Source organism: Pseudomonas peli, from assembly GCF_050563605.1.
In the GTDB taxonomy this organism is placed as follows: domain Bacteria; phylum Pseudomonadota; class Gammaproteobacteria; order Pseudomonadales; family Pseudomonadaceae; genus Aquipseudomonas; species Aquipseudomonas peli_A.
Genome location: NZ_JBNXUH010000008.1, coordinates 71,706 through 90,754, shown reverse-complemented (window position 1 = coordinate 90,754; position 19,049 = coordinate 71,706). Strand labels below are relative to the sequence as shown.

Here is a 19,049-nt window from a genome sequence, read left to right as displayed (position 1 = left end):
ACGCCTCGTTTTGATCGGGGGTGGTTCTTATGGGTATGGGTACAAAAGCCGGCAACCTGCCGCAGCGTCGCCTTCTGGCTTCGGCCATTGGTCTGGTAATCGCGTCCTGGGCGGGCGCTGGTGTGGCTGCTGAACAAGCGCCGCAAAAGGCAAGGACGCCGGTTGAGTTGGGTAGCGTAACGGTCAAAGGCCAGCAGGCCGAAGACTACAAGACCGAGGCATCGTCCTCGGCTAAATACGCTGTACCGCTGCTCGATACCCCGCAAACCATCACCGTGGTGCCACAGGCCCTGCTCAAAGAGCAGAAAGCCCTGAGCATGAAAGAAGTGCTGGCCAACGTATCCGGCATCACCTTCAACGCTGGTGAAGGCGGTGGCGGCTCGGGCGACAGCATCAACATCCGTGGCTTCAGCGCCAACGCCAACATGCAGATCGACGGCCTGCGCGACAGCTCGCAGAACAACCGTACTGACACTTTCAATATCGAAGCCGTTGAAGTTATCAAAGGCCCCAACTCGGTATTTGGCGGCTCGGGTACCACCGGCGGCAGCATCAACCAGGTTAGTAAGCAGCCACTTCAGCGCGACTTCACCGAGATCGGTGCGAGCCTGGGTACTGACAACTACCACCGCCTGACTCTGGACACCAACCAGACCCTGGAAGGCGTCGGCACCGGCAGTGCAGTGCGCCTCAACCTGATGGCCCATGAGAACGATGTACCGGGTCGTGACGAGATCGACCGTCAACGCTGGGGTATTGCACCTTCCCTGCTGCTGGGCTTGAGCGAATCAACGCGTTTGACCCTAAGCTACCTGCACCAGAATGACGACAATATGCCGGACTACGGCGTGCCCGCATTTGATGGCAAGCGGTTGGCGGGTGTAGATCGCGATGCGTTTTTCGGCTGGAAGAACATCGACAAGGAAGAAATCCAGACCGATGCCTTCACCGTCAAATTCGAGCACGATTTCAGCGACAGCCTGCGCCTGCAGAACCTCAGCCGTTACAGCCAGGTTAAGCGTGATACGGTCATTTCGGCATCCCACGTCAACCTGGCCGTCGCCCCGCCTGGTCGCTATCGCCCGGCAGGCCCGCAGGGTTATGGCCGTGATGTGACCAGCGAAATGTGGATCAACCAGACCAATTTGACTGCGTATTTCGACACCTTCGGCCTGGGCCACACCCTGGTTACTGGCGTTGAGGTTTCGCGTGAGGATTACGACCGCAACACCTACAGCTATGGCCTGGATTTCGCCGGTCAGAGCTTCGATCTGGGCAATCCGCCGGGTCGCTACAGTGGGCCGACCAACAAAGCCCGCTCCGCTGAAACCTCCACTCAGCTGGAAAACGAAGCGATCTATGCGTTCGACACCATCGCCCTGAATGAGCAGTGGGATTTGAGCCTAGGTCTGCGTTATGACTGGATCAAAGGTGACTCGAAGAACGTAGCGCTGCCAGCTGGCACTGTGACGCGCCTGGATTCGCGTGACAAGGAACTCAGCGGGCGTGCCGGTGTGGTGTACAAACCAGCCGAAAATGGCCGCATCTACCTGGCTTACGGCACCTCCTTCAACCCGGCCGCCGAAGCGCTGGCATCCTCCGGTGCGCTGAACGCCGCTGCTGCTGAGCTGGACCCGGAAGAGAACGAAACCTGGGAGCTGGGCACTAAGTGGGAGTTGCTCAACAGCCGCTTGCAACTCGATGCCGCAGTGTTCCGCGTGGAGAAGACCAACGCTCGCGAAACCATGGTCGATGGCTCTACCCAGCTGGCTGGTGAGCAGCGTGTGCAGGGCGTCGAATTTGGTGTGACCGGTCGTATTACCGATCAGTGGAACGTCTACGCCAACTACACCTTCCTCGACAGCGAAACTCTCAAGGCTGCAGATACTGCTGCCGGTATCGCCCGTGAGGGTCAGGCGCTGGGCAACACGCCGCCACGCTCGTTCAACCTGTGGACCACCTACGAGCTGCCAGCCGGCTGGCGTGTCGGCTACGGCGCGCGTTATGCCAGCGAGCGCAACGTGACCTCCAGCGATAACGCCAAACTGGATGCCTACTGGGTGCACAACGCCATGCTCGGCTACAAGGTCAACAAGGAACTCGACCTGCAGCTGAATATGAACAACCTGTTCGACAAGGACTATGTGCAGAGCGTGCGCCAGAACGTCGGCCTCAATACCCGCTCTTCGGCTATCGAATACGGTGATGCGCGTTCGGCAGTGCTGTCGGCGACTTACGCCTTCTAAGCCTGCATATGCTGCTACCTGCCGGATCTACAGGTAGGTGGCCGCAAGACATGGATTCACTCAAAACCCCGGTCACTGCCTGCAGTGACCGGGGTTTTGTTTTGTGTGGCTTTTAAAAGGGGTAAGCGGGGCGTTGCGGGGGTGGTAAGTCTCGTAGAGCCAGGCTTACCCGCGAATCGAAAGCATCGCGACCTGGGCGCTTCTACGAGTTGCGCAGCGCCCATCAGCGTTGCGGGCAAAGGCTCATGCGTAGGATTGGGCGCATAAGCGTAAGGGTATTAACCGCAGCGTAATCAATGCGCTGTAATCCATCAGCTAGGAGCGTAAGGTCGCCCTCAGTACAAATCACGCCGATAACGGCCGCTCTGGCTTAGCTTCGACAACTGCTCATCCCCCAGCAACTGACGCAGGCACGCGTCGACGTCGCGGCCCATGCCTTCGAGGCTGCCGCATAGGTAGATGGCCGCGCCGTCGGCAAGCCAGGTGTGCAGAGTGGGGGCGGCGGCGCGCAGGGCGTCCTGCACATAGCGCTGCGGGTTGCCGTCGCGCGAATAGGTGAGGTCGAGGCGTGCGAGGTGGCCGCTGCGTTGCCAGGCGTGTAGTTCGTCGATCAGCAGGGCGTCGTGGGCGGCGTTACGTTCGCCAAATAGCAGCCAGTTGCGTGAGTGTGGATCGGCGGCGCGCTCCTGCAGGTGCGCGCGCAGGCCGGCGAGGCCGCTGCCGCTGCCGATCAGAATCAGCGGCGTAGCGGAGTCCGGGCCGTGGAAGCCGGGGTTGCGGCGGACGCGCAGATCAAGCGTGCCGCCCACTGCGGCATGCTGGCATAACCAGCCCGAGCCCAAGCCGGGGCTGCCATCGGCCTGATGTTGCAGGCGTACCAGCAGATCAAGCGAGCCGCCGTAGCTGGAGGCAATCGAATATTCGCGGTGGGGCAGGGGCGTTAGCTCGGCTAGCCACTGTTCTATGGCGTTTTGATCAGGGCGGGTTTTGGGCAGATGGAGTTTACTCAGGGCATCGCTTAGCAACTGGCCGTTAGCTAGGCGAGTGTGCGGTTCAAGGCCGAGTTGCTGCAGGCAGTCGATAACCCGTTGCGGGGCATGCCGTGGGCCGATTTCGGCAATATCGCCGGCGCGCCAGTCGACTGTTTCAGTACTGCTCAGGCTCAGCTGGAAGATCGGCGCACCAACGCTTTCGCGGTTTAGGCAGTTGCGCCGCTCCAGCCGCCAGGGGTGATAGTGCGCCGGCTGCCAGTCGACAAAGTCGCTGTTGCCGCTGAGGTGGCCGAGCTGCTGCTGCCAGTGGCGCAGGGTGCCGGCATCCAGGCGATCGACGCTGAGCAGGTCGAACAGCGGCTGCGCTTTCAGCGCCTGCAAGCGTTGTTGCAGGCGCTGGCCGAAGGCGCAGAACTGCGGGTAGCCGCTGTCGCCCAGGGCGAGGATGGCGAAGCGCAGTTGTTGCAGTGCTGGCAGGCTTTGCAGCGCGCGTTCGAAGCGTGCGGCGTTGTCCGGCGCTTCGCCGTCGCCGTAGGTGCTGACCACCAGTAGCAGACGTTCGAGGGTTGTCAGCTGGGCGCTGCCGAGTTGGTTGAGGGCGATGCAGCGCGCCGGCATGCCGCTGGCAAGCAATTGCGCGCAGCTGCGCTCGGCCAAGCGCTGGGCTTTGCCGCCCTGGCTGGCGTAGGCGACCAGCAGTTCGCCGGTCTGCGCCTTGCGGCGCTGCGGCCAGCAATAATGCAGGCACAGCGCGAGATAGGTGACGCTGATCAGCCCGGCACTGAGTTCGCGCGCCGGTTGCAGCCATAGCAGCAGGCCGGCCAGTAACAGGCAGGTCGGCAGAGGCCAGTGGCGCAAGGCGTGAAGTCGCGGGGTGGTGATCAAGTCGATTATTCAGCTAAGAGGTGGGAAGCGCTGTCGCCGGGCGGCGACAGCGTTCGGGCTGGCATCAGGGCGCCAACACTTCCAGAGTCGCGCTGTAGGAGGCCCGGCGTTCGGTGGCTGGGGCGCTGACGCCTTCTTTGCTGCTCAGCTTGGCTTCCAGCCAGTACATGCCGGCGTTCGGCCAGGTAATGCTGATCTTGCCGTTGGCATCGCTGGTGGTTTTGATTTCGCCCAGCTCGTCGCGGTAGCGGTTGCCACCGGGGATCACGCTGACCTCCACACCGGCGGCCGGCTTGCCATCGAGCAGCAGGCTGAACTCGGCTGCTTCGCCGGCGAACAGGTCGTTGGGGTGGGTGATCGGCGCCAGCTCCAGGCCCACGCCGGTGGTTTTCAGCACGCTGGTGGTCGGGTTGCCGGAGGTGACGAAGACCTCCATACGGCTGCTGTTCTGCGCCACTTTCAGCTCGGCGGCGTTGGCCGGAACCTGCTTGGCGAAATCTTCGGCCTTGCCCATCCAGCGCTTGTTTTCCTGGCCTTCTTTCCAGCTGGCGAACAGGCCGCTGTTGGCGATGGCCAGTTTGTAGGTGCCTTTCTGGGTCAGGTGCAGGTCGAAGGTGCTGCGGTAGCGGCCGATGGCGCCGTTCTGCGGCTTCACTTCACTGCCGTCCGGGGCGAACACGTGCAGCTTCGCGGCCTGGCGGGCGCGCTGGCCGGTGGGTTGCGTGCTTACGTCACCAACGCCCGCGATGTGCATGGAGAAATGCTCGAAGTAGAACAGGTCGTTGGATACGGCCGCATCCACGGTCACCCATGGATCTTCACCGGACAGCACGGTGGCCGATGGCAGCATCCAGGCGCGGTGGGCCTGGGCGGACAGCGGCAGGCAGATGGCCAGGGTCAGGGCGGTCCATTTTACGAGTGGGTGCATGGCAAGCTTCCTTAATAAGTGGGGGCTGAGGTTCAAGGCTTGAGTTGCAGGTTGATCTGGCCCAGCTCGCTGCTGCCCTGGGCGCTGTGACTGGCGGCCTGCTGTGGTGGCCAGGTGAATGGCAGGCGCAGCAGTTCGCGGCCGCCGACTTCGCGGGCGGCTTCCACTACCAGGCGATACTCGCCAGGTGCCAGCTGCTTGAGCGGGGCATCGGTGCTGTTGAAGCTCAGGCTCTGCTTGCCCACGGCGCGGGTTGCACCGCTGACGCCATCGACCGGCATCTCCAGACTACGGCCGCTGCGCCGCCACCACTGGCGCATGTCTTTGAGCCATTTCTCGCCTTCCTTGTCCTTGAGCTTCTGGTCGTACCACACGGCCAGGTTGGCGACATGCTTCTGGTCCGGTTGCTCCAGCCAGATGGCGACATACGGACGGTGGTACTCGGCCACCTGCAGGCGTGGGATCTCCACCTCAAGCTGCAACTCGGCAGCCAGGACGGGCGCGCTCAACAGGGCACAGAGGGGCAGCAGCAAGCGTTTCGGCATAACGATGTCCTTAATGAATAAACAGCAGAGCCAGCAGAACAGGGAGCACCAGGCCCAGGCCGAGCATCGGCCAGGTGCTGGGGCGGTTACCGGCGTAGCGTTGCAGCAGCAACAGACCGCTGAGGCAGAACACCACGCTCAGTACGGCGAATGCATCGATAAACCAGGACCAGGCCGTACCGGTATTGCGGCCCTTGTGCAGGTCATTCAGGTAGGCGATCCAGCCGCGGTCGGTGGACTCGAACTCCAGCGCGCCGGTTTCGATATCCAGGCTTAGCCAGGCATCGCCGCCGGGGCGCGGCAGGCCGATATACAACTCGCCATCCGACCATTCGGCGTCGCGGCCATCCAGGCGAATCGCCAGTTCCGCTTCCAGCCACTGACGCAGATCCAGCGGCAGTCCCTGGCTTGGCTGCTTGTCTTGCAGCGCAGCCTGCAGCGCTTCGGGCAATTGCGCCTGATGGCTGATCACCTGGGGCTTGGCCTCGATCTGCGCAGCATGGTTAAGGGTGATGCCGGTCACGGCAAACAGCAGCATGCCGGCCAGGCACAGCGCCGAGCTGATCCAGTGCCATTGGCGCAGGGTGCCGAGCCAGGGGAGAGCGTTCATAGGCTTCGCGAGGTCAGGAAAGAAGGGCGATTCTATAAAGGCCTGGATGCAAATACTAAATATTTACAAAGGCTATACATTCTCGATAAATCATCGACCATAGCGCGCCCCGCATTCGCCACGCTTAGGGCGTGAGTTGAGGCGTCTCGCGCTTTTATCGTGGTAGCGGACCGAGGGAGATGGCTCGGCGTATCACGCGCGTTGATAGCTTGATACAGGCGCTAATGCAAGCTATTCGTATTTGATGTATTGTGCGCGCCCCTGATGCGTTCCCTGCGCAATTCCCTCAAGAGGCCGCCCCCTGTGTTCTACCGTTCTCCCCTCTGTCTGAGCATTTCCCTGGCCTGTCTCGCCTTGCCGGGTGTTTCTGTAATCGCGCAAGAGGCGGTCGAGCTGGAGGCGGTGACCATCAGTGCCACCCGTGCCAAGAGCGAGGCGGGCAAGACGCCGCAGAAGATCACGGTGATTACCCGCGAGCAGATCGAGCAGCAACTGGCGATCACTTCCGATCATGGGCAGATCCTCAGCAACCTGATTCCGTCCTATTCGCCGAGCCGGCAGAAGATGAGCAGCGCCGGGGAGACTTTCCGTGGCCGCTCGGCGTTGGTGCTGATTGATGGCGTGCCGCAGTCCACGCCGCTGCGCGACAGCGCCCGCGATGGCTACACCATTGATATGGCGATGGTCGAACGCATCGAAGTGATCCACGGTGCCAGCGCCGAGCACGGCCTGGGCGCCACTGGCGGGATCATCAACTACGTCACCCGTCGTCCACAGGGCGGTACGCTCAAGCAGCATGCCGGAGTCAGCTTTGACGCGCCGACTGACTATGAGTCCGCCGGCCTGGGCTACAAGCTGGACTACCGGGTTGAAGGCAACGAGGGCAGCTGGGACTACCTGGCCGCCGCCAGCTGGCAGACCCGCGGCATGTCCTACGACGCCGACGGCACGCTGATCGGCGTCGACGACACCCAGGGCGACATCATGAACTCGGACAGCAGCGACCTGCTGCTCAAGCTCGGTTACTGGTTCGACGCCGACCAGAACCTGGAACTGATGGTCAATCGCTTCGAGATCGAGGGCGAGCACGAATACGTCAATGTGCCGGGCAATCGCGCGGCGGGCACTCCGGCCACCTCGCGCAAGGGCAGCCCACCCGGCGAGGCGCCGCAGAACGAGGTGCTGGCTACCAGCCTGAGCTACAAACATGACGACCTGTACGGCAATCGCCTGAGCGCGCAGCTTTACAGTCAGCGCTTTCGCGCGCGTTTTGGTGGCAACAGCCTGGCGTCTTTCCAGGATGCCTCGATTGCGCCGGTCGGCACCCTGTTCGACCAGTCGCAGAACGAGTCGGACAAGTACGGCGGCAAGTTCACCCTGAGCCGCGATGGCCTGTTCGACAACCACCTGATGCTCACCGGTGGTCTCGATGTGCTGCAGGACACCACCAGCCAGATGCTGATCGCCACCGACCGTGAGTGGGTACCCGAGACCCGGTTTCGCAACTTTGCGCCCTTTCTGCAGGCGGAAATCCGCGCCCATGAACGGCTAACCCTGCACGCCGGGGTGCGCCACGAATATGCCGAACTGGAGGTGGGTAGCTTCCACACCATCGCTTCGACCACCACGCCGCGCGGTGGGGTAAGTGTCGAAGGCGGTAGCCCGACGTTCGAGGAAACCCTGTTCAACACCGGCCTGGTGTTTGAGCTCACCGACTGGGCGCAGCTCTACGCCAACTACTCCGAAGGTTTTGGCATGCCTGATGTTGGCCGTGTGCTGCGCGGCATCAGCCAGCCGGGCATGAGTGTCGACAGCTTTCTTGATTTGCAGCCGATCGTCACCGACAACCGCGAGGTTGGCCTGCGTTTCAACCATGGTCCGTTCGATGCGGAAATCGGTTATTACGAATCCAATGCCGACCTGGGTGCGCGTCTGGAGAATGTCGGCGGTGCCTTCCAGGTTCGCCGCGAGCGCAGCGAAATCGACGGCATTGAGGCCACGGCCGGCTGGCAGGTCAACCCGGTGCATCGCGTGCAGGCCACCTATGCCCAGATCAATGGTCAGTCCGATACCGACGGCGACGGCAAGGTCGATACCGATCTGGACGGTGCCAACATCTCTCCGGACCGTTACGGCGTCAGCTGGCAGGCCAACTGGACCGACAAGCTGAATACCCGTGTGCAGGCCAATCACTACGTCAGCCGTGGCTTTGACGACCCGGATCTGGACTTCGACGGCTACAGCCTGGTCGACGCCTCGCTCGGTTATCGCCTGCCGGTCGGTGAGGCCAGCCTGGGCATCGAGAACCTGCTGAACAAGGAATACCTGAGCTACTACGCCCAGGCTGCCAGCAAACGTGACGATCAGATGTTTATGGGCCGTGGGCGCACCGTGACCCTGGGTTATCGACTCACTTTCTAAACAGCCGCTTTTAAACCATCGCGAGCCCAAACCGGGCAGTTACTGAGTCGGAAAAATGCTGAAGAAAGTCCTCTTCCAACTGCACTGGTTTTTCGGCATCACTGCTGGCCTGGTATTGGCGCTGATGGGCGTAACCGGCGCGGCGTATTCGTTTCAGGACGAATTGCTGCGCGCGTTTAACCCCGAGGTGTTGCAGGTTGAAGTACGCGCCAGCGGCGTGCTGGCGCCTGACGTGCTGGTGCCGCGTATCGAGGCCGCCAGCCAGCAGCGCGTGGTGCGCCTGAATGTGGAAGCGGATGCCGAGCACGCTGGGCGAGTAGGCTTCGCACCGCCTGCGGGCGAGCGCCGTGGAGAGTCGCGCTACTTCGATCCCTATACCGGCGAGCTGTTGGGCGAGCCGATTGGTCAGGTTTTTTTCGACCTGATGGTGGATCTGCACCGTTTTCTCGCCGCAGGCGAGTACGGCAAGCAGATCACCGCTGCCAGCACCTTGGCGCTGATCTTCTTCTGTCTCTCCGGGCTGTACCTGCGCTGGCCGCGTCAGGCCTTGAACTGGCGCGTCTGGCTAAGTCTGGACTGGGCCAAGCGCGGCCGCGCGTTCAATTGGGATCTGCATGCGGTGGCCGGTACCTGGTGCCTGGCGTTCTATCTGTGTGCGGCACTGACCGGGCTGTATTGGTCCTACGATTGGTACCGCGAAGGGCTGACCGCGCTGCTCACCAGCGAGTCTGCTGGTGAGCAGCGCAATCGCGGCGCTCGGCCAACTGCCGGAACAGTGCCAGAGGTGAATTACCCGGCGCTCTGGGCTGGCCTGCAGCAAGCCGCCGGCCCGCAGCTGAGCGGCTATAGCCTGCGCTTGCCGGCCGCAGCCAAGCAGCCGGTGACGGTGTTCTATATGCGTGAAGACGCGCCCCATGAGCGTGCCTTCAACTCGCTCAGCCTGGATGCCCAAAGCGGTGCGGTGAAGCAGCACAAGCGCTATGACCAGCAGGCCTTTGGTGATCAGCTGCTGACCAGCATGTATGCCCTGCACGTGGGCAGTTACTTCGGCCTGCCCGGGCGCATCCTGATGTTTCTCGCCAGCCTGAGTATGCCGCTGTTCGCCATCACCGGCTGGTTGCTGTACCTCGATCGGCGGCGCAAGAAGCGCGCAATGCTGCAGGCGCGTGGCGCGCTGCAGCCGAGCGCAGGGCCGGGCGAGGGCTGGTTGATCGGTTTTGCCAGCCAGAGCGGCTTTGCCGAACAGCTGGCCTGGCAAACCGCCGGCCAGTTGCAGTCCGCCGGCCTGGTCGTCAGCGTGCAGCCCTTGGCCAAACTCAATGAACAGATGCTGCGCCAGGCGCACAACGCGCTGTTCGTGCTCAGTACCTTTGGCGACGGCGAGGCGCCGGACAGCGCGCGCGGCTTCGAGCGCAAGTTGCTCGGCCAGGCCCTGGATCTCCCGCATTTGCGTTACGCCATGCTGGCCCTCGGTGATCGTCAGTATCAGCACTTCTGCGGTTTTGCCCTGCGCGTGCAGGACTGGCTGGTGCGGCAGGGCGCGCGCAGCCTGTTCGATGCGGTGCAGGTAGACGCCGCCGATACCACGGCACTGGCCAGCTGGCAGCGTCAGCTCGGCGAACTGACCGGTGCCCAGCCGCTGCACCAGGGCGAAACACCCTATGGCCTGTGGGCTCTGACGCGCCGCGAATTGCTTAACCCCGGCAGCCAGGGCGCGCCGACCTATCTGCTGGCATTGCGTGCTGAGCAGCCAGCGAACTGGAGTGCCGGCGATATTCTCGAAGTGCCGCCGCGTCACAGCGACGCCACCGTGCAGGCCTGGTTGCAGGCCCATGCAGTGGACGGCAAGCAAACGGTCAGCCTCGACGGTCTGACGCAGTCGCTGCAGCAGGCGCTGCGCGGCAAACAGCTGCCCGAGCAGTTCACCCATCTGGTTGGCTTGCATGCCCAAGCTCTGCTGGACGCGCTGGTGCCGTTGGCTGCGCGCGAATATTCCATCGCTTCCTTGCCCAGCGACGGCGAACTGGAACTGATCGTGCGTCAGGAGCGGCATGCCGACGGCTCACTGGGCCTCGGCTCCGGCTGGCTGACCGAAGGCGCAGTGCTGCACGGCCAGATACTGGCGCGGGTACGGCGTAACAGCGCCTTCCATGCGCCGGACGATGCGCGGCCGCTGATCCTGATCGGCAATGGCACCGGCCTGGCCGGGCTGCGCAGCCTGCTCAAGGCGCGGATCGTCGCGGGGTACACCGCTAACTGGCTGCTGTTCGGCGAACGCAACGCGGCGCATGACTTCTATTGCCAGGCGCAGCTGCAGGGCTGGCTGGCCACCGGCGACCTGGCGTGGCTGGACCTGGCTTTCTCCCGCGACCAGGCCGCCAAGGTCTACGTGCAGGATCGTCTGCGTGAATCCGCCGAGCAGCTGCGCGAGTGGCTGGCCGAGGGTGCCGCAATCTACGTCTGCGGCAGCCTCGATGGCATGGCGGCGGGGGTGGATAACGTGCTGCACGAGCTGCTCGGCGAAGCCGCCGTCAACACGCTACGCGAAGAGGGGCGTTATCGCCGCGACGTGTATTGAGCCGGCCCAGGCTTCCCGCCACGGCAATGCACCACTAAGCTGATGGGCATGAAAAGAATCCTGCTGAACTGCGATATGGGTGAAAGCTTCGGCGTGTGGAGCATGGGCGATGATGTGCATGCCATGCCGCTGGTTGATCAGGCCAACCTGGCTTGCGGCTTTCATGCTTCCGACCCGATGACCATGCAGCGCACCGTCGCCCTGGCGGTGCAGCATGGGGTGAGCATTGGTGCGCACCCGGCCTATCCGGATTTGCTCGGTTTTGGCCGTCGGCATATCGCCTGCTCGCCAGAGGAGGTCACCGCACTGGTGCTGTACCAACTTGGCGCGCTGGATGCCTTCTGCCGCGCGGCCGGCACCCAGTTGGCCTACGTCAAACCGCATGGCGCGCTGTACAACGACCTGGTGCGTGACGATGCGCTGTTCAACGCGGTGCTTGAGGCCTGCGCCAGTTACCGCAAGGGCTTGCCGTTGATGGTGCTGGCGCTGGCCGACAACAGCCGTGAGCTGCGCCTGGCCGATGCCGCCGATGTGCCGTTGATGTTCGAGGCCTTTGCCGACCGTGCTTATCTGGCCGATGGGCAGTTGGCACCGAGGCGTTTGAGCGGCGCGGTGCACCATGATCCGCAACGGATTTTCCAGCAGGCCCTGGCGATTGCCCGCGGTGAACCGTTTGCCGATATCGATGGCAAACCGCTGCAGCTGCGTGCCGACAGCCTGTGTGTGCATGGCGATAACGCCGACTCCCTGGCCGTGCTGCGGCGTTTGCGGGCCAGCCTGGACGCCCTATGATCCGCCTCGAACCGGCCGGTGCCGAAGCGCTGCTGCTGGTGCTGGCCGAGCAGCCGGATGCGCAGCTGCCGCAGCGGATCGCCCTGCTGGCCGAGCGCATTCGTGGCGAGCTGGGCGAAGTGCTTACCGATCTGGTGCCGGGCTGGACCAGCCTGCTACTGCATTACGACCTGATGCGCACCGATCACCTGGAACTGGCCGAGCGGCTCAAGCCGCTGCTGGAGCGCTGGCTGGCCGAGCCCTTTGTCGCGCGGGCCGGGCGGCTGCATGAAATCCCTATCTTGTATAACGGTGAAGACCTCGCCGAGGTCGCCCAGCTGTGCCAACTGAGCAGCGCTCAGGTGATTGAGCTGCATGCGGTGACCGAGTACCGCGTTGGCGCGATTGGTTTTGCTCCAGGCTTTGCCTATCTCGGTGAGCTGGACACGCGCCTGGCGTTGCCGCGCCGCGCCACCCCACGCATTGCTGTGCCGGCCGGTAGCCTGGCGATTGCCGAGCGGCAGACGGCGATCTATCCACACAGCTCGCCCGGCGGCTGGCACCTGATTGGCCGTTGCCCCTGGTCGCTGTTCGATGCCGCGCGAACGCCGCCCTGTCCGCTGGCGCTGGGTGATCGGGTGCGTTTTCGCAGCATTGATGAGCGCGACTTTATCCGCGAAGGCGGTCAGTTATGAGTGGCCTGCGGGTGATCAAACCTGGGCCGCAGAGCCTGCTGCAGGATGCTGGGCGGCTGGGTTGGCAACACCTTGGCGTATCGCCAGCCGGGCCGCTGGATTGGCATGGTGCGGCCTGGGCCAATCATCTGCTGAACAATCCCTGGGGCACGCCGCTGCTGGAAGTCGCCCTGGGCGGCGTCGAAATGCAGGCCGAGGTCGACACCTGGGTGGCGGTTTGCGGCGCGCAGGTGCCGCTGAGCCTGGATAATCAGCCGCAGCCGTTGTGGACACGCTTGCCGCTGCGCAAAGGCCAGCTGCTGCGTCTGGGCTTTGCCCGCAGTGGCCAGCGCGCCTACTTGGCGGTGTCGGGCGGCTTTATCGCAGCGCGGATGTTGGGCAGCGTCAGCGTGCAATTGCGTGAAGGCCTGGGGCAGGCGTTGCAGGCAGGGGATCTGCTGGCCTGCCGGCCCGCGCATTTCACTCACGCCGCCAGCGTGCCCTGGCCCTATCTGCCGGATTACGCCTGCAAACCCTTGCTGCGGGTGATTACCGGCGGCGATGCGGCGAGTTTCGAGGAAGACCAGTTGCAGGGCTTTTTCGCTCAAACCTGGCAGCTCAGCCCGCACTCCGACCGCATGGGCGCACGGCTGCTCGGCGAGGCCGTGCAGCCGCCCGTGCGGCAGTGGTCATTGGGGGTTGGCCGGGGGGCGATTCAGGTGCCGCCGGATGGGCAGCCGATCATCCTGCAGGCCGATCACCAGAGCATGGGTGGTTACCCGTTGCTCGGTTGGTTGCATCCGCTCGATCAGGGGCGCCTGGCGCAATGCCCGGCGCACCATCCGCTGCGCTTCACCCCGGTCAGCATCGGCGACGCGCAGGCTGAGCTGCGCGAGTTCTACCGCTTCTTTCGTCGTTAAAGGGTCTTGGCCATACGGCTGGCCAGCAACGCCCAGGCGAATAACAGCAGGCAGATAATCAGCATGGGCCAGCCGCGCCAGTACAGATAAGGCGTGAGCCCCTGCATCGGTTGCACCTGGCCGTAGAGCACCGCCTGTTCGAACTGCGGCAACTGCTCTGTGATCTGGCCTTGCGGGTCGATCAGCGCGGTGACGCCATTGTTGGTCGCGCGGATCATCCAGCGGCCGGCTTCCAGCGCGCGCATCTGCGCCATCTGCAAGTGTTGCAGCGGGCCGATTGAGCGGCCAAACCAGGTGTCGTTGCTGATGGTCAGCAGCAGGTCACTCTGCGCGGCCAGGCCGGCGGAAAACTCCGGGTAGACCACTTCGTAGCAGATAAACGCGGCAATCGAATGGCCCTTGGCCTGCAGCAGGCTTTGTTCGGCGGAGCCACGGGCGAAGTCGGACATCGGCAGGTCGAAGAAGGCGATCAACCCGCGCAGCACTTCCTGCAGCGGCACGTATTCACCAAACGGCACCAGCTTCTGCTTGAGGTAATCACCGCTGCCCTGGCCAACCACGCTGATGCCGTTGTAGTAGCGCTGCTCGCCACGCTCGTTGCTCTGGCGAATCGGCACGCCGGTAATCAGCGCGGCATTCCGCTCATTGGCGAAGCGATTGATCATGCCCAGGTAGCCCTGAGCGCGGTCCTTGAGCACCGGGATGGCGGTTTCCGGCCAGACGATCAGGTCGGTTGGCTTGGCGCTGAAGGTCATATCGCGGTACAGCGCGAGCTGAGCGTTGAGCTGCTCGGGGTCCCACTTCATGTTCTGTTCGATATTGCCCTGCATGGCCGACACGCTCAGCGGTTCGCCCAGCGGCTGGGTCCAGGCATGATTCTTGAGGGCGAGACCGGCGATCCACGGGGCGACTAACAGCACCACACCGATGGCGAGAAACGCCTTGCGCGTGCGCAGTTGCGCCAGATTCACCAGTAGCGCGGCGCTTAGCGCCAAGGCAAACGATAGCAGCCACACGCCGCCCACCGGGGCCAGCCCGGCCAGTGGACCGTCGAGCTGGCTGTAACCGGCATACAGCCAGGGGAAACCGGTGAGAAACCAGCTGCGGAAGGCTTCCTGCGCCAGCCACAGAGCGGCGAAGGCCAGGGCATCGGCCAGCGGCGCTTCGACCCGGCGTAGCCAGCGCGTCCAGACCCAGGCGCTAAGGGCGAACAGCAGACCGAGGCCGCCGACAAACAGCAGGGTCAGAAAGACGGCCAGGGGCGGCGAGGCCGCGCCGTAATCGTGGATGCTTACGTACACCCAGCTGGTGCCTGCGGCGAACATGCCAAAGCCATAACTCCAGCCGCGCAGCGCTGCCTGACGTGGCGTGAGGTCACGCAGGCCGAGGTAGAACAGGGCGATGGAGAGGATGGCCAGCGGCCACAGGTCATAAGGCGCCAGCGCCAGGGGCGTGATAGCGCCGGCCAACAGCGCGATCAGGTTGCCGGGCCAGCCAGGTCGGGTTATCCAGTGCATTGCATGCAGGTCCTTGGATTGAGGTGGCGCAAGGGTAAAGCGGGAGGGCAGACGGGGGAAGTATTGCGAACCGGCCACCCTGAAGGTGGCCGGTTATGGATCAATTACTAACCGGGGTCAGGCGCAGCAGGTGGATGCGTCGGCTGTCGGCGTTGAGTACGCGGAAGCGGAATTCGCCTATCTGGGTGACTTCATTGCGCTTGGGCAGATGGCCGAAGGCGCTCATCACCAGGCCGCCGACGGTGTCGAATTCGTCATCGGAGAATTCGGTATCGAAGGCTTCGTTGAAGCTTTCAATCGGCGTCAGCGCCTTGACCAGGAAGTCGCCGGAGGGCAGCGGTTTGACGTAGCTGTCTTCCTCCACGTCGTGTTCGTCTTCGATATCACCGACGATCTGCTCAAGTACGTCCTCGATGGTCACCAGGCCAGCGACGCCGCCGTATTCATCGATCACCACGGCCATGTGGTTGTGATTGGCGCGGAACTCGCGCAGCAGCACGTTGAGGCGCTTGGACTCGGGCACGAAGGTGGCCGGGCGTAGCAGGTCTTTGATATTGAAGTTGGGCTGTTCGCCCGAGAGGATCAGCGGCAGCAGATCCTTGGCCAGGAGGATGCCGATAACATCGTCGAGGCTCTCGCCAACCACCGGATAGCGCGAGTGCGCGGCCTCGATGATCGAGGGCAGAAATTCCTTGGGCGTCTGGTTGGCCTTGATGCTCATCATCTGTGAGCGAGGCACCATAATGTCGCGAACCTGCAGGTCGGCGACCTGAATTGCACCTTCGACGATGGCCAGTGCTTCGCTGTCGAGCAGCTTGTTCTGATGCGCTTCGCGCAGCACTTCCAGCAATTCCTTGCGGTTTTTCGGCTCATGAGCAAAAGCCTGGGTCAGTCTGTTAAACCAGGACTTCTGCTCGTTGCTCGATCGGTCTTCGCTCATGGTGGTTACTCAGGAACCTTTTGTATTTTCGTTGAGGGGATTATTCGTGGTCGGCGTAAGGGTCGGGGTGACCCAACTCAGCCAGCAATTCTCGTTCCAGCGCTTCCATCTCTTCGGCTTCCTCATCGTCGATGTGGTCGTAGCCGAGCAGGTGCAGGCAGCCGTGGATCACCAGGTGCGCCCAATGCGCCTCGCTGGTTTTAGCTTGTTCCTGGGCTTCGCGCTCAACCACCGGCACGCAAATCACCAGGTCGCCCAGGAGTGGGATATCCAGCATCTCGTCCGGTACATCGGCAGGGAAGGATAGTACGTTGGTGGCGTAATCCTTATGACGCCAGGTGTGATTGAGCTCGCGGCCCTCGGCTTCATCGACCAGGCGAATGGTCAGCTCGGAGTCGGCGCTGCGCTGGCGCAGGGCAATCTCGCACCAGGCGCGAAACTGCGCCTCGCTCGGCAGATCGGCGGCGTCGCTGGCGATCTGCAGGTCAAGCTCAAGCATTGCGCTCATCCTGCTCGTCATCCAGTTTGCCGTGCATGCGGTTGTCGTAGCGCTCGTAGGCTTCGACGATGCGCTGCACCAGTGGGTGGCGCACCACGTCCTTGGGCTTGAAATGGGTAAAGCTGATGCCAGGGACGTCCCGCAGCACGTCAATCACGTGGGTCAGGCCGCTTTTGGTGCCGCGCGGCAGGTCGACCTGGGTGATATCACCGGTGATCACTGCGGTGGAACCGAAGCCGATGCGGGTGAGGAACATCTTCATCTGTTCCAGGGTGGTGTTCTGGCTTTCGTCGAGGATGATAAAGCTGTTGTTCAGCGTGCGGCCGCGCATATAAGCCAGCGGCGCGACTTCAATCACCTGTTTCTCGATCAGCTTGGCCACCTGCTCGAAGCCGAGCATCTCGTAGAGAGCGTCGTAGAGCGGGCGCAGGTAGGGGTCGATTTTCTGCGACAGGTCGCCGGGGAGGAAGCCGAGCTTCTCGCCGGCTTCGACTGCCGGGCGTACCAGCAGGATGCGGCGAATCTGCTCGCGCTCCAGGGCGTCCACGGCGCAGGCCACGGCCAGGTAGGTTTTGCCGGTACCGGCCGGGCCGACACCGAAGTTGATGTCGTGGTCGAGGATGGCTTTGACGTAGCGCTGCTGATTGGCGCCGCGCGGACGAATCATGCCCTTGCGGGTGCGCAAGGCGACGCTGGCCTCGACGGTCGGGTTGCTCATTTCCTCAATCCCGGACTCCTGCAGAAACAGGTGCACCAGGTCGGGCGACAGTTCGGTGTTTTCGGCTTCGCGGTAGAGGCGGCGCAGCAGCTGCTCGGCAGCGCGGGTCTGACCGGCGGTGCCGACCAGTTCGAACTGGTTGCCGCGGTTGCGCAATTCGATGCTCAGGCGCTGTTCGATCAGGCGCAGGTGCTCATCAAATTGGCCGCACAGATTAGCGAAGCGGCGAGCCTCAAAGGGTTCAAGGATAAAACGGAGTGGTTCTATGGGTGCGTTCAAGGTCGTGTGATGGCCGCCAGTCGGCTGGGGTAGTGAAACGAAGAATAGCGCTAGCGGCCGCGAGGGGGAAGCTCGGGCCGCTGCGGCTTTAGTTGCAGACGGTTTCGTTGATCAGCGTGCCGCGCAGCGAGTTGGGCATGGCTTCGTCGATATGCACGTCGACGAACTGGCCGATCAGGCGCGGGTTGTCGCTGCGGAAGTTGACCACCCGGTTGCTCTCGGTACGGCCCTGGAGCATGCCGGGGTCCTTCTTCGAGTAATCGTTGACCAGGATGCGTTGCACGGTGCCCGCCATTCGTCGGCTATTTTCGAAGCCCTGCTGGGTGATGCGGTGTTGCAGGAGTGCCAAGCGCTGTTTTTTCAGTTCCAGCGGGGTGTCGTCGGGGAGGTCGGCCGCCGGGGTGCCAGGGCGCGAGCTGTAGACGAAGGAGTAGCAGAAGTCGAAACCGACATCCTCGACCAGCTTCATGGTCTGCTCGAAGTCCTTCTCGGTTTCACCGGGGAAGCCGACGATAAAGTCCGAGCTGATCAGGATGTCCGGCACTGCGGCGCGCAGCTTGCGGATGCGCGACTTGTATTCCAGCGCGGTGTGATTGCGCTTCATCGCCGCGAGAATCCGGTCGGAGCCCGATTGCACCGGCAGGTGCAGGTATTTCACCAGCTCGGGAATCTCGGCGTGGGCCTGGATCAGCGCATCGGAGAATTCCAGCGGGTGGCTGGTGGTGTAGCGAATGCGGTCGATGCCATCGATGGCCGCCACGGCATACAGCAGCTCGGCGAAGTCGGCAATTTGCCCGTTCTGGGTCGCGCCGCGGTAGCCATTGACGTTCTGCCCGAGCAGGGTGATTTCACGCACGCCGTGTTCGGCCAGGTGGATGATTTCACCCAGCACGTCGGCCATCGGTCGGCTGACTTCTTCACCGCGGGTGTAGGGCACCACGCAGAAAGTGCAGTACTTGCTGCAGCCTTCCATCACCGACACGTAGGCGCTGGGCCCATCGACGCGTGGCTCGGGCAGGCGGTCGAATTTCTCGATTTCGGGGAAGCTGATGTCGACCTGGGCGATCTTGGTCGTACGTGCAGCATCGATCATTTCCGGCAGGCGGTGCAGGGTCTGCGGGCCGAAGACCACGTCGACGTAGGGCGCGCGATCACGAATCGCCGCGCCTTCCTGGCTGGCCACACAGCCACCGACGCCGATCACCAGGTCGGGGTTGGCAATCTTCAGTTTTTGCCAGCGGCCGAGTTGCGAGAACACCTTGTCCTGGGCTTTTTCACGGATCGAGCAGGTGTTGAGCAGGATGATGTCAGCGTCCGCCGCCGTCTCGGTGACTTCCAGGGCTTGATGTTCGCCCAGCAGGTCGATCATGCGCGAGCTGTCGTACTCGTTCATCTGGCAACCGTGGGTTTCGATATAAAGCTTCTTGGTCATGCGCGCTCAAAAAGAGTGATTCGAAGAACCGCGCATTATAGGGAGCTAGTGCCAGGGTTCCTAGCGTTGGCTGCTAGGCGGCTATGCTATGATC

At 63.0% G+C, this 19,049-nt stretch carries 15 protein-coding genes; 6 read left to right on the top strand and 9 right to left on the bottom strand.

Translation table 11 applies throughout. The features are described from left to right. Positions 1–35 precede the first annotated feature (35 nt). The gene (locus ACQ4LH_RS11755; protein ID WP_430697434.1) at positions 36–2,246 is read left to right on the top strand and encodes a TonB-dependent receptor; all 2,211 of its coding nucleotides are present in this window, start codon (positions 36–38) and stop codon (positions 2,244–2,246) included. Positions 2,247–2,581: 335 nt separating this feature from the next. On the opposite strand, the gene ACQ4LH_RS11750 is transcribed toward ACQ4LH_RS11755, so the two are convergent. From ACQ4LH_RS11750 to ACQ4LH_RS11735, 4 genes are all read right to left on the bottom strand, one after another. After that, positions 2,582–4,096 (bottom strand): sulfite reductase subunit alpha, encoded by a 1,515-nt coding sequence (locus ACQ4LH_RS11750; RefSeq protein ID WP_430697327.1) that lies wholly within the window; start codon positions 4,094–4,096, stop codon positions 2,582–2,584. Positions 4,097–4,187: 91 nt separating this feature from the next. Continuing rightward, positions 4,188–5,051 carry a DUF4198 domain-containing protein gene (locus tag ACQ4LH_RS11745; protein ID WP_430697326.1) on the bottom strand — a complete coding sequence of 288 codons (864 nt, stop codon included), beginning with the start codon at positions 5,049–5,051 and terminating at the stop codon, positions 4,188–4,190. Positions 5,052–5,083: 32 nt separating this feature from the next. Beyond that, positions 5,084–5,596, bottom strand: a complete 513-nt coding sequence (locus tag ACQ4LH_RS11740) for a DUF2271 domain-containing protein (protein WP_430697325.1) — start codon at positions 5,594–5,596, stop codon at positions 5,084–5,086. 10 nt (positions 5,597–5,606) lie between these two features. Continuing rightward, entirely contained in the window at positions 5,607–6,206 is a 600-nt protein-coding gene (locus ACQ4LH_RS11735; protein WP_430697324.1) for a PepSY-associated TM helix domain-containing protein, read from the bottom strand. Positions 6,207–6,509: 303 nt separating this feature from the next. Here ACQ4LH_RS11735 and ACQ4LH_RS11730 point away from each other — a divergent pair, with 303 nt between their 5' ends. The 5 genes from ACQ4LH_RS11730 to ACQ4LH_RS11710 are packed head-to-tail and all read left to right on the top strand — an operon-like array spanning position 6,510 to position 13,570. Beyond that, positions 6,510–8,627 (top strand): TonB-dependent receptor, encoded by a 2,118-nt coding sequence (locus ACQ4LH_RS11730; RefSeq protein WP_430697323.1) that lies wholly within the window; start codon positions 6,510–6,512, stop codon positions 8,625–8,627. 55 nt (positions 8,628–8,682) lie between these two features. Beyond that, positions 8,683–11,205 carry a PepSY domain-containing protein gene (locus ACQ4LH_RS11725; RefSeq protein ID WP_430697322.1) on the top strand — a complete coding sequence of 841 codons (2,523 nt, stop codon included), beginning with the start codon at positions 8,683–8,685 and terminating at the stop codon, positions 11,203–11,205. Positions 11,206–11,253: 48 nt separating this feature from the next. Next, the gene (locus ACQ4LH_RS11720; protein ID WP_430697321.1) at positions 11,254–11,997 is read left to right on the top strand and encodes a 5-oxoprolinase subunit PxpA; all 744 of its coding nucleotides are present in this window, start codon (positions 11,254–11,256) and stop codon (positions 11,995–11,997) included. Further along, on the top strand, positions 11,994–12,671 hold the full coding sequence (pxpB, locus tag ACQ4LH_RS11715; protein WP_430697320.1) for a 5-oxoprolinase subunit PxpB: 678 nt from the start codon (positions 11,994–11,996) through the stop codon (positions 12,669–12,671). The genes ACQ4LH_RS11720 and pxpB overlap by 4 nt, the downstream gene beginning before the upstream one ends. Beyond that, positions 12,668–13,570: a biotin-dependent carboxyltransferase family protein gene (locus tag ACQ4LH_RS11710; RefSeq protein ID WP_430697319.1), complete on the top strand. Its 903-nt coding sequence runs from the start codon at positions 12,668–12,670 to the stop codon at positions 13,568–13,570. The genes pxpB and ACQ4LH_RS11710 overlap by 4 nt, the downstream gene beginning before the upstream one ends. Here ACQ4LH_RS11710 and lnt read toward each other — a convergent pair. The 5 genes from lnt to miaB all read right to left on the bottom strand — a co-directional run bounded on the left by lnt (position 13,567) and on the right by miaB (position 18,955). Next, on the bottom strand, positions 13,567–15,087 hold the full coding sequence (gene lnt, locus ACQ4LH_RS11705; protein WP_430697318.1) for an apolipoprotein N-acyltransferase: 1,521 nt from the start codon (positions 15,085–15,087) through the stop codon (positions 13,567–13,569). The genes ACQ4LH_RS11710 and lnt overlap by 4 nt on opposite strands. A gap of 100 nt (positions 15,088–15,187) precedes the next feature. Beyond that, positions 15,188–16,027 (bottom strand): HlyC/CorC family transporter, encoded by an 840-nt coding sequence (locus ACQ4LH_RS11700; RefSeq protein WP_430697317.1) that lies wholly within the window; start codon positions 16,025–16,027, stop codon positions 15,188–15,190. A gap of 40 nt (positions 16,028–16,067) precedes the next feature. After that, entirely contained in the window at positions 16,068–16,526 is a 459-nt protein-coding gene (gene ybeY / locus ACQ4LH_RS11695; protein ID WP_430697316.1) for an rRNA maturation RNase YbeY, read from the bottom strand. Beyond that, positions 16,519–17,523, bottom strand: a complete 1,005-nt coding sequence (locus tag ACQ4LH_RS11690) for a PhoH family protein (RefSeq protein ID WP_397492658.1) — start codon at positions 17,521–17,523, stop codon at positions 16,519–16,521. The genes ybeY and ACQ4LH_RS11690 overlap by 8 nt, the downstream gene beginning before the upstream one ends. Before the next feature lie 88 nt (positions 17,524–17,611). After that, positions 17,612–18,955, bottom strand: coding sequence for a tRNA (N6-isopentenyl adenosine(37)-C2)-methylthiotransferase MiaB (gene miaB / locus ACQ4LH_RS11685; RefSeq protein WP_430697315.1), 1,344 nt, complete (start codon positions 18,953–18,955; stop codon positions 17,612–17,614). Between the last annotated feature and the right edge of the window lie 94 nt (positions 18,956–19,049).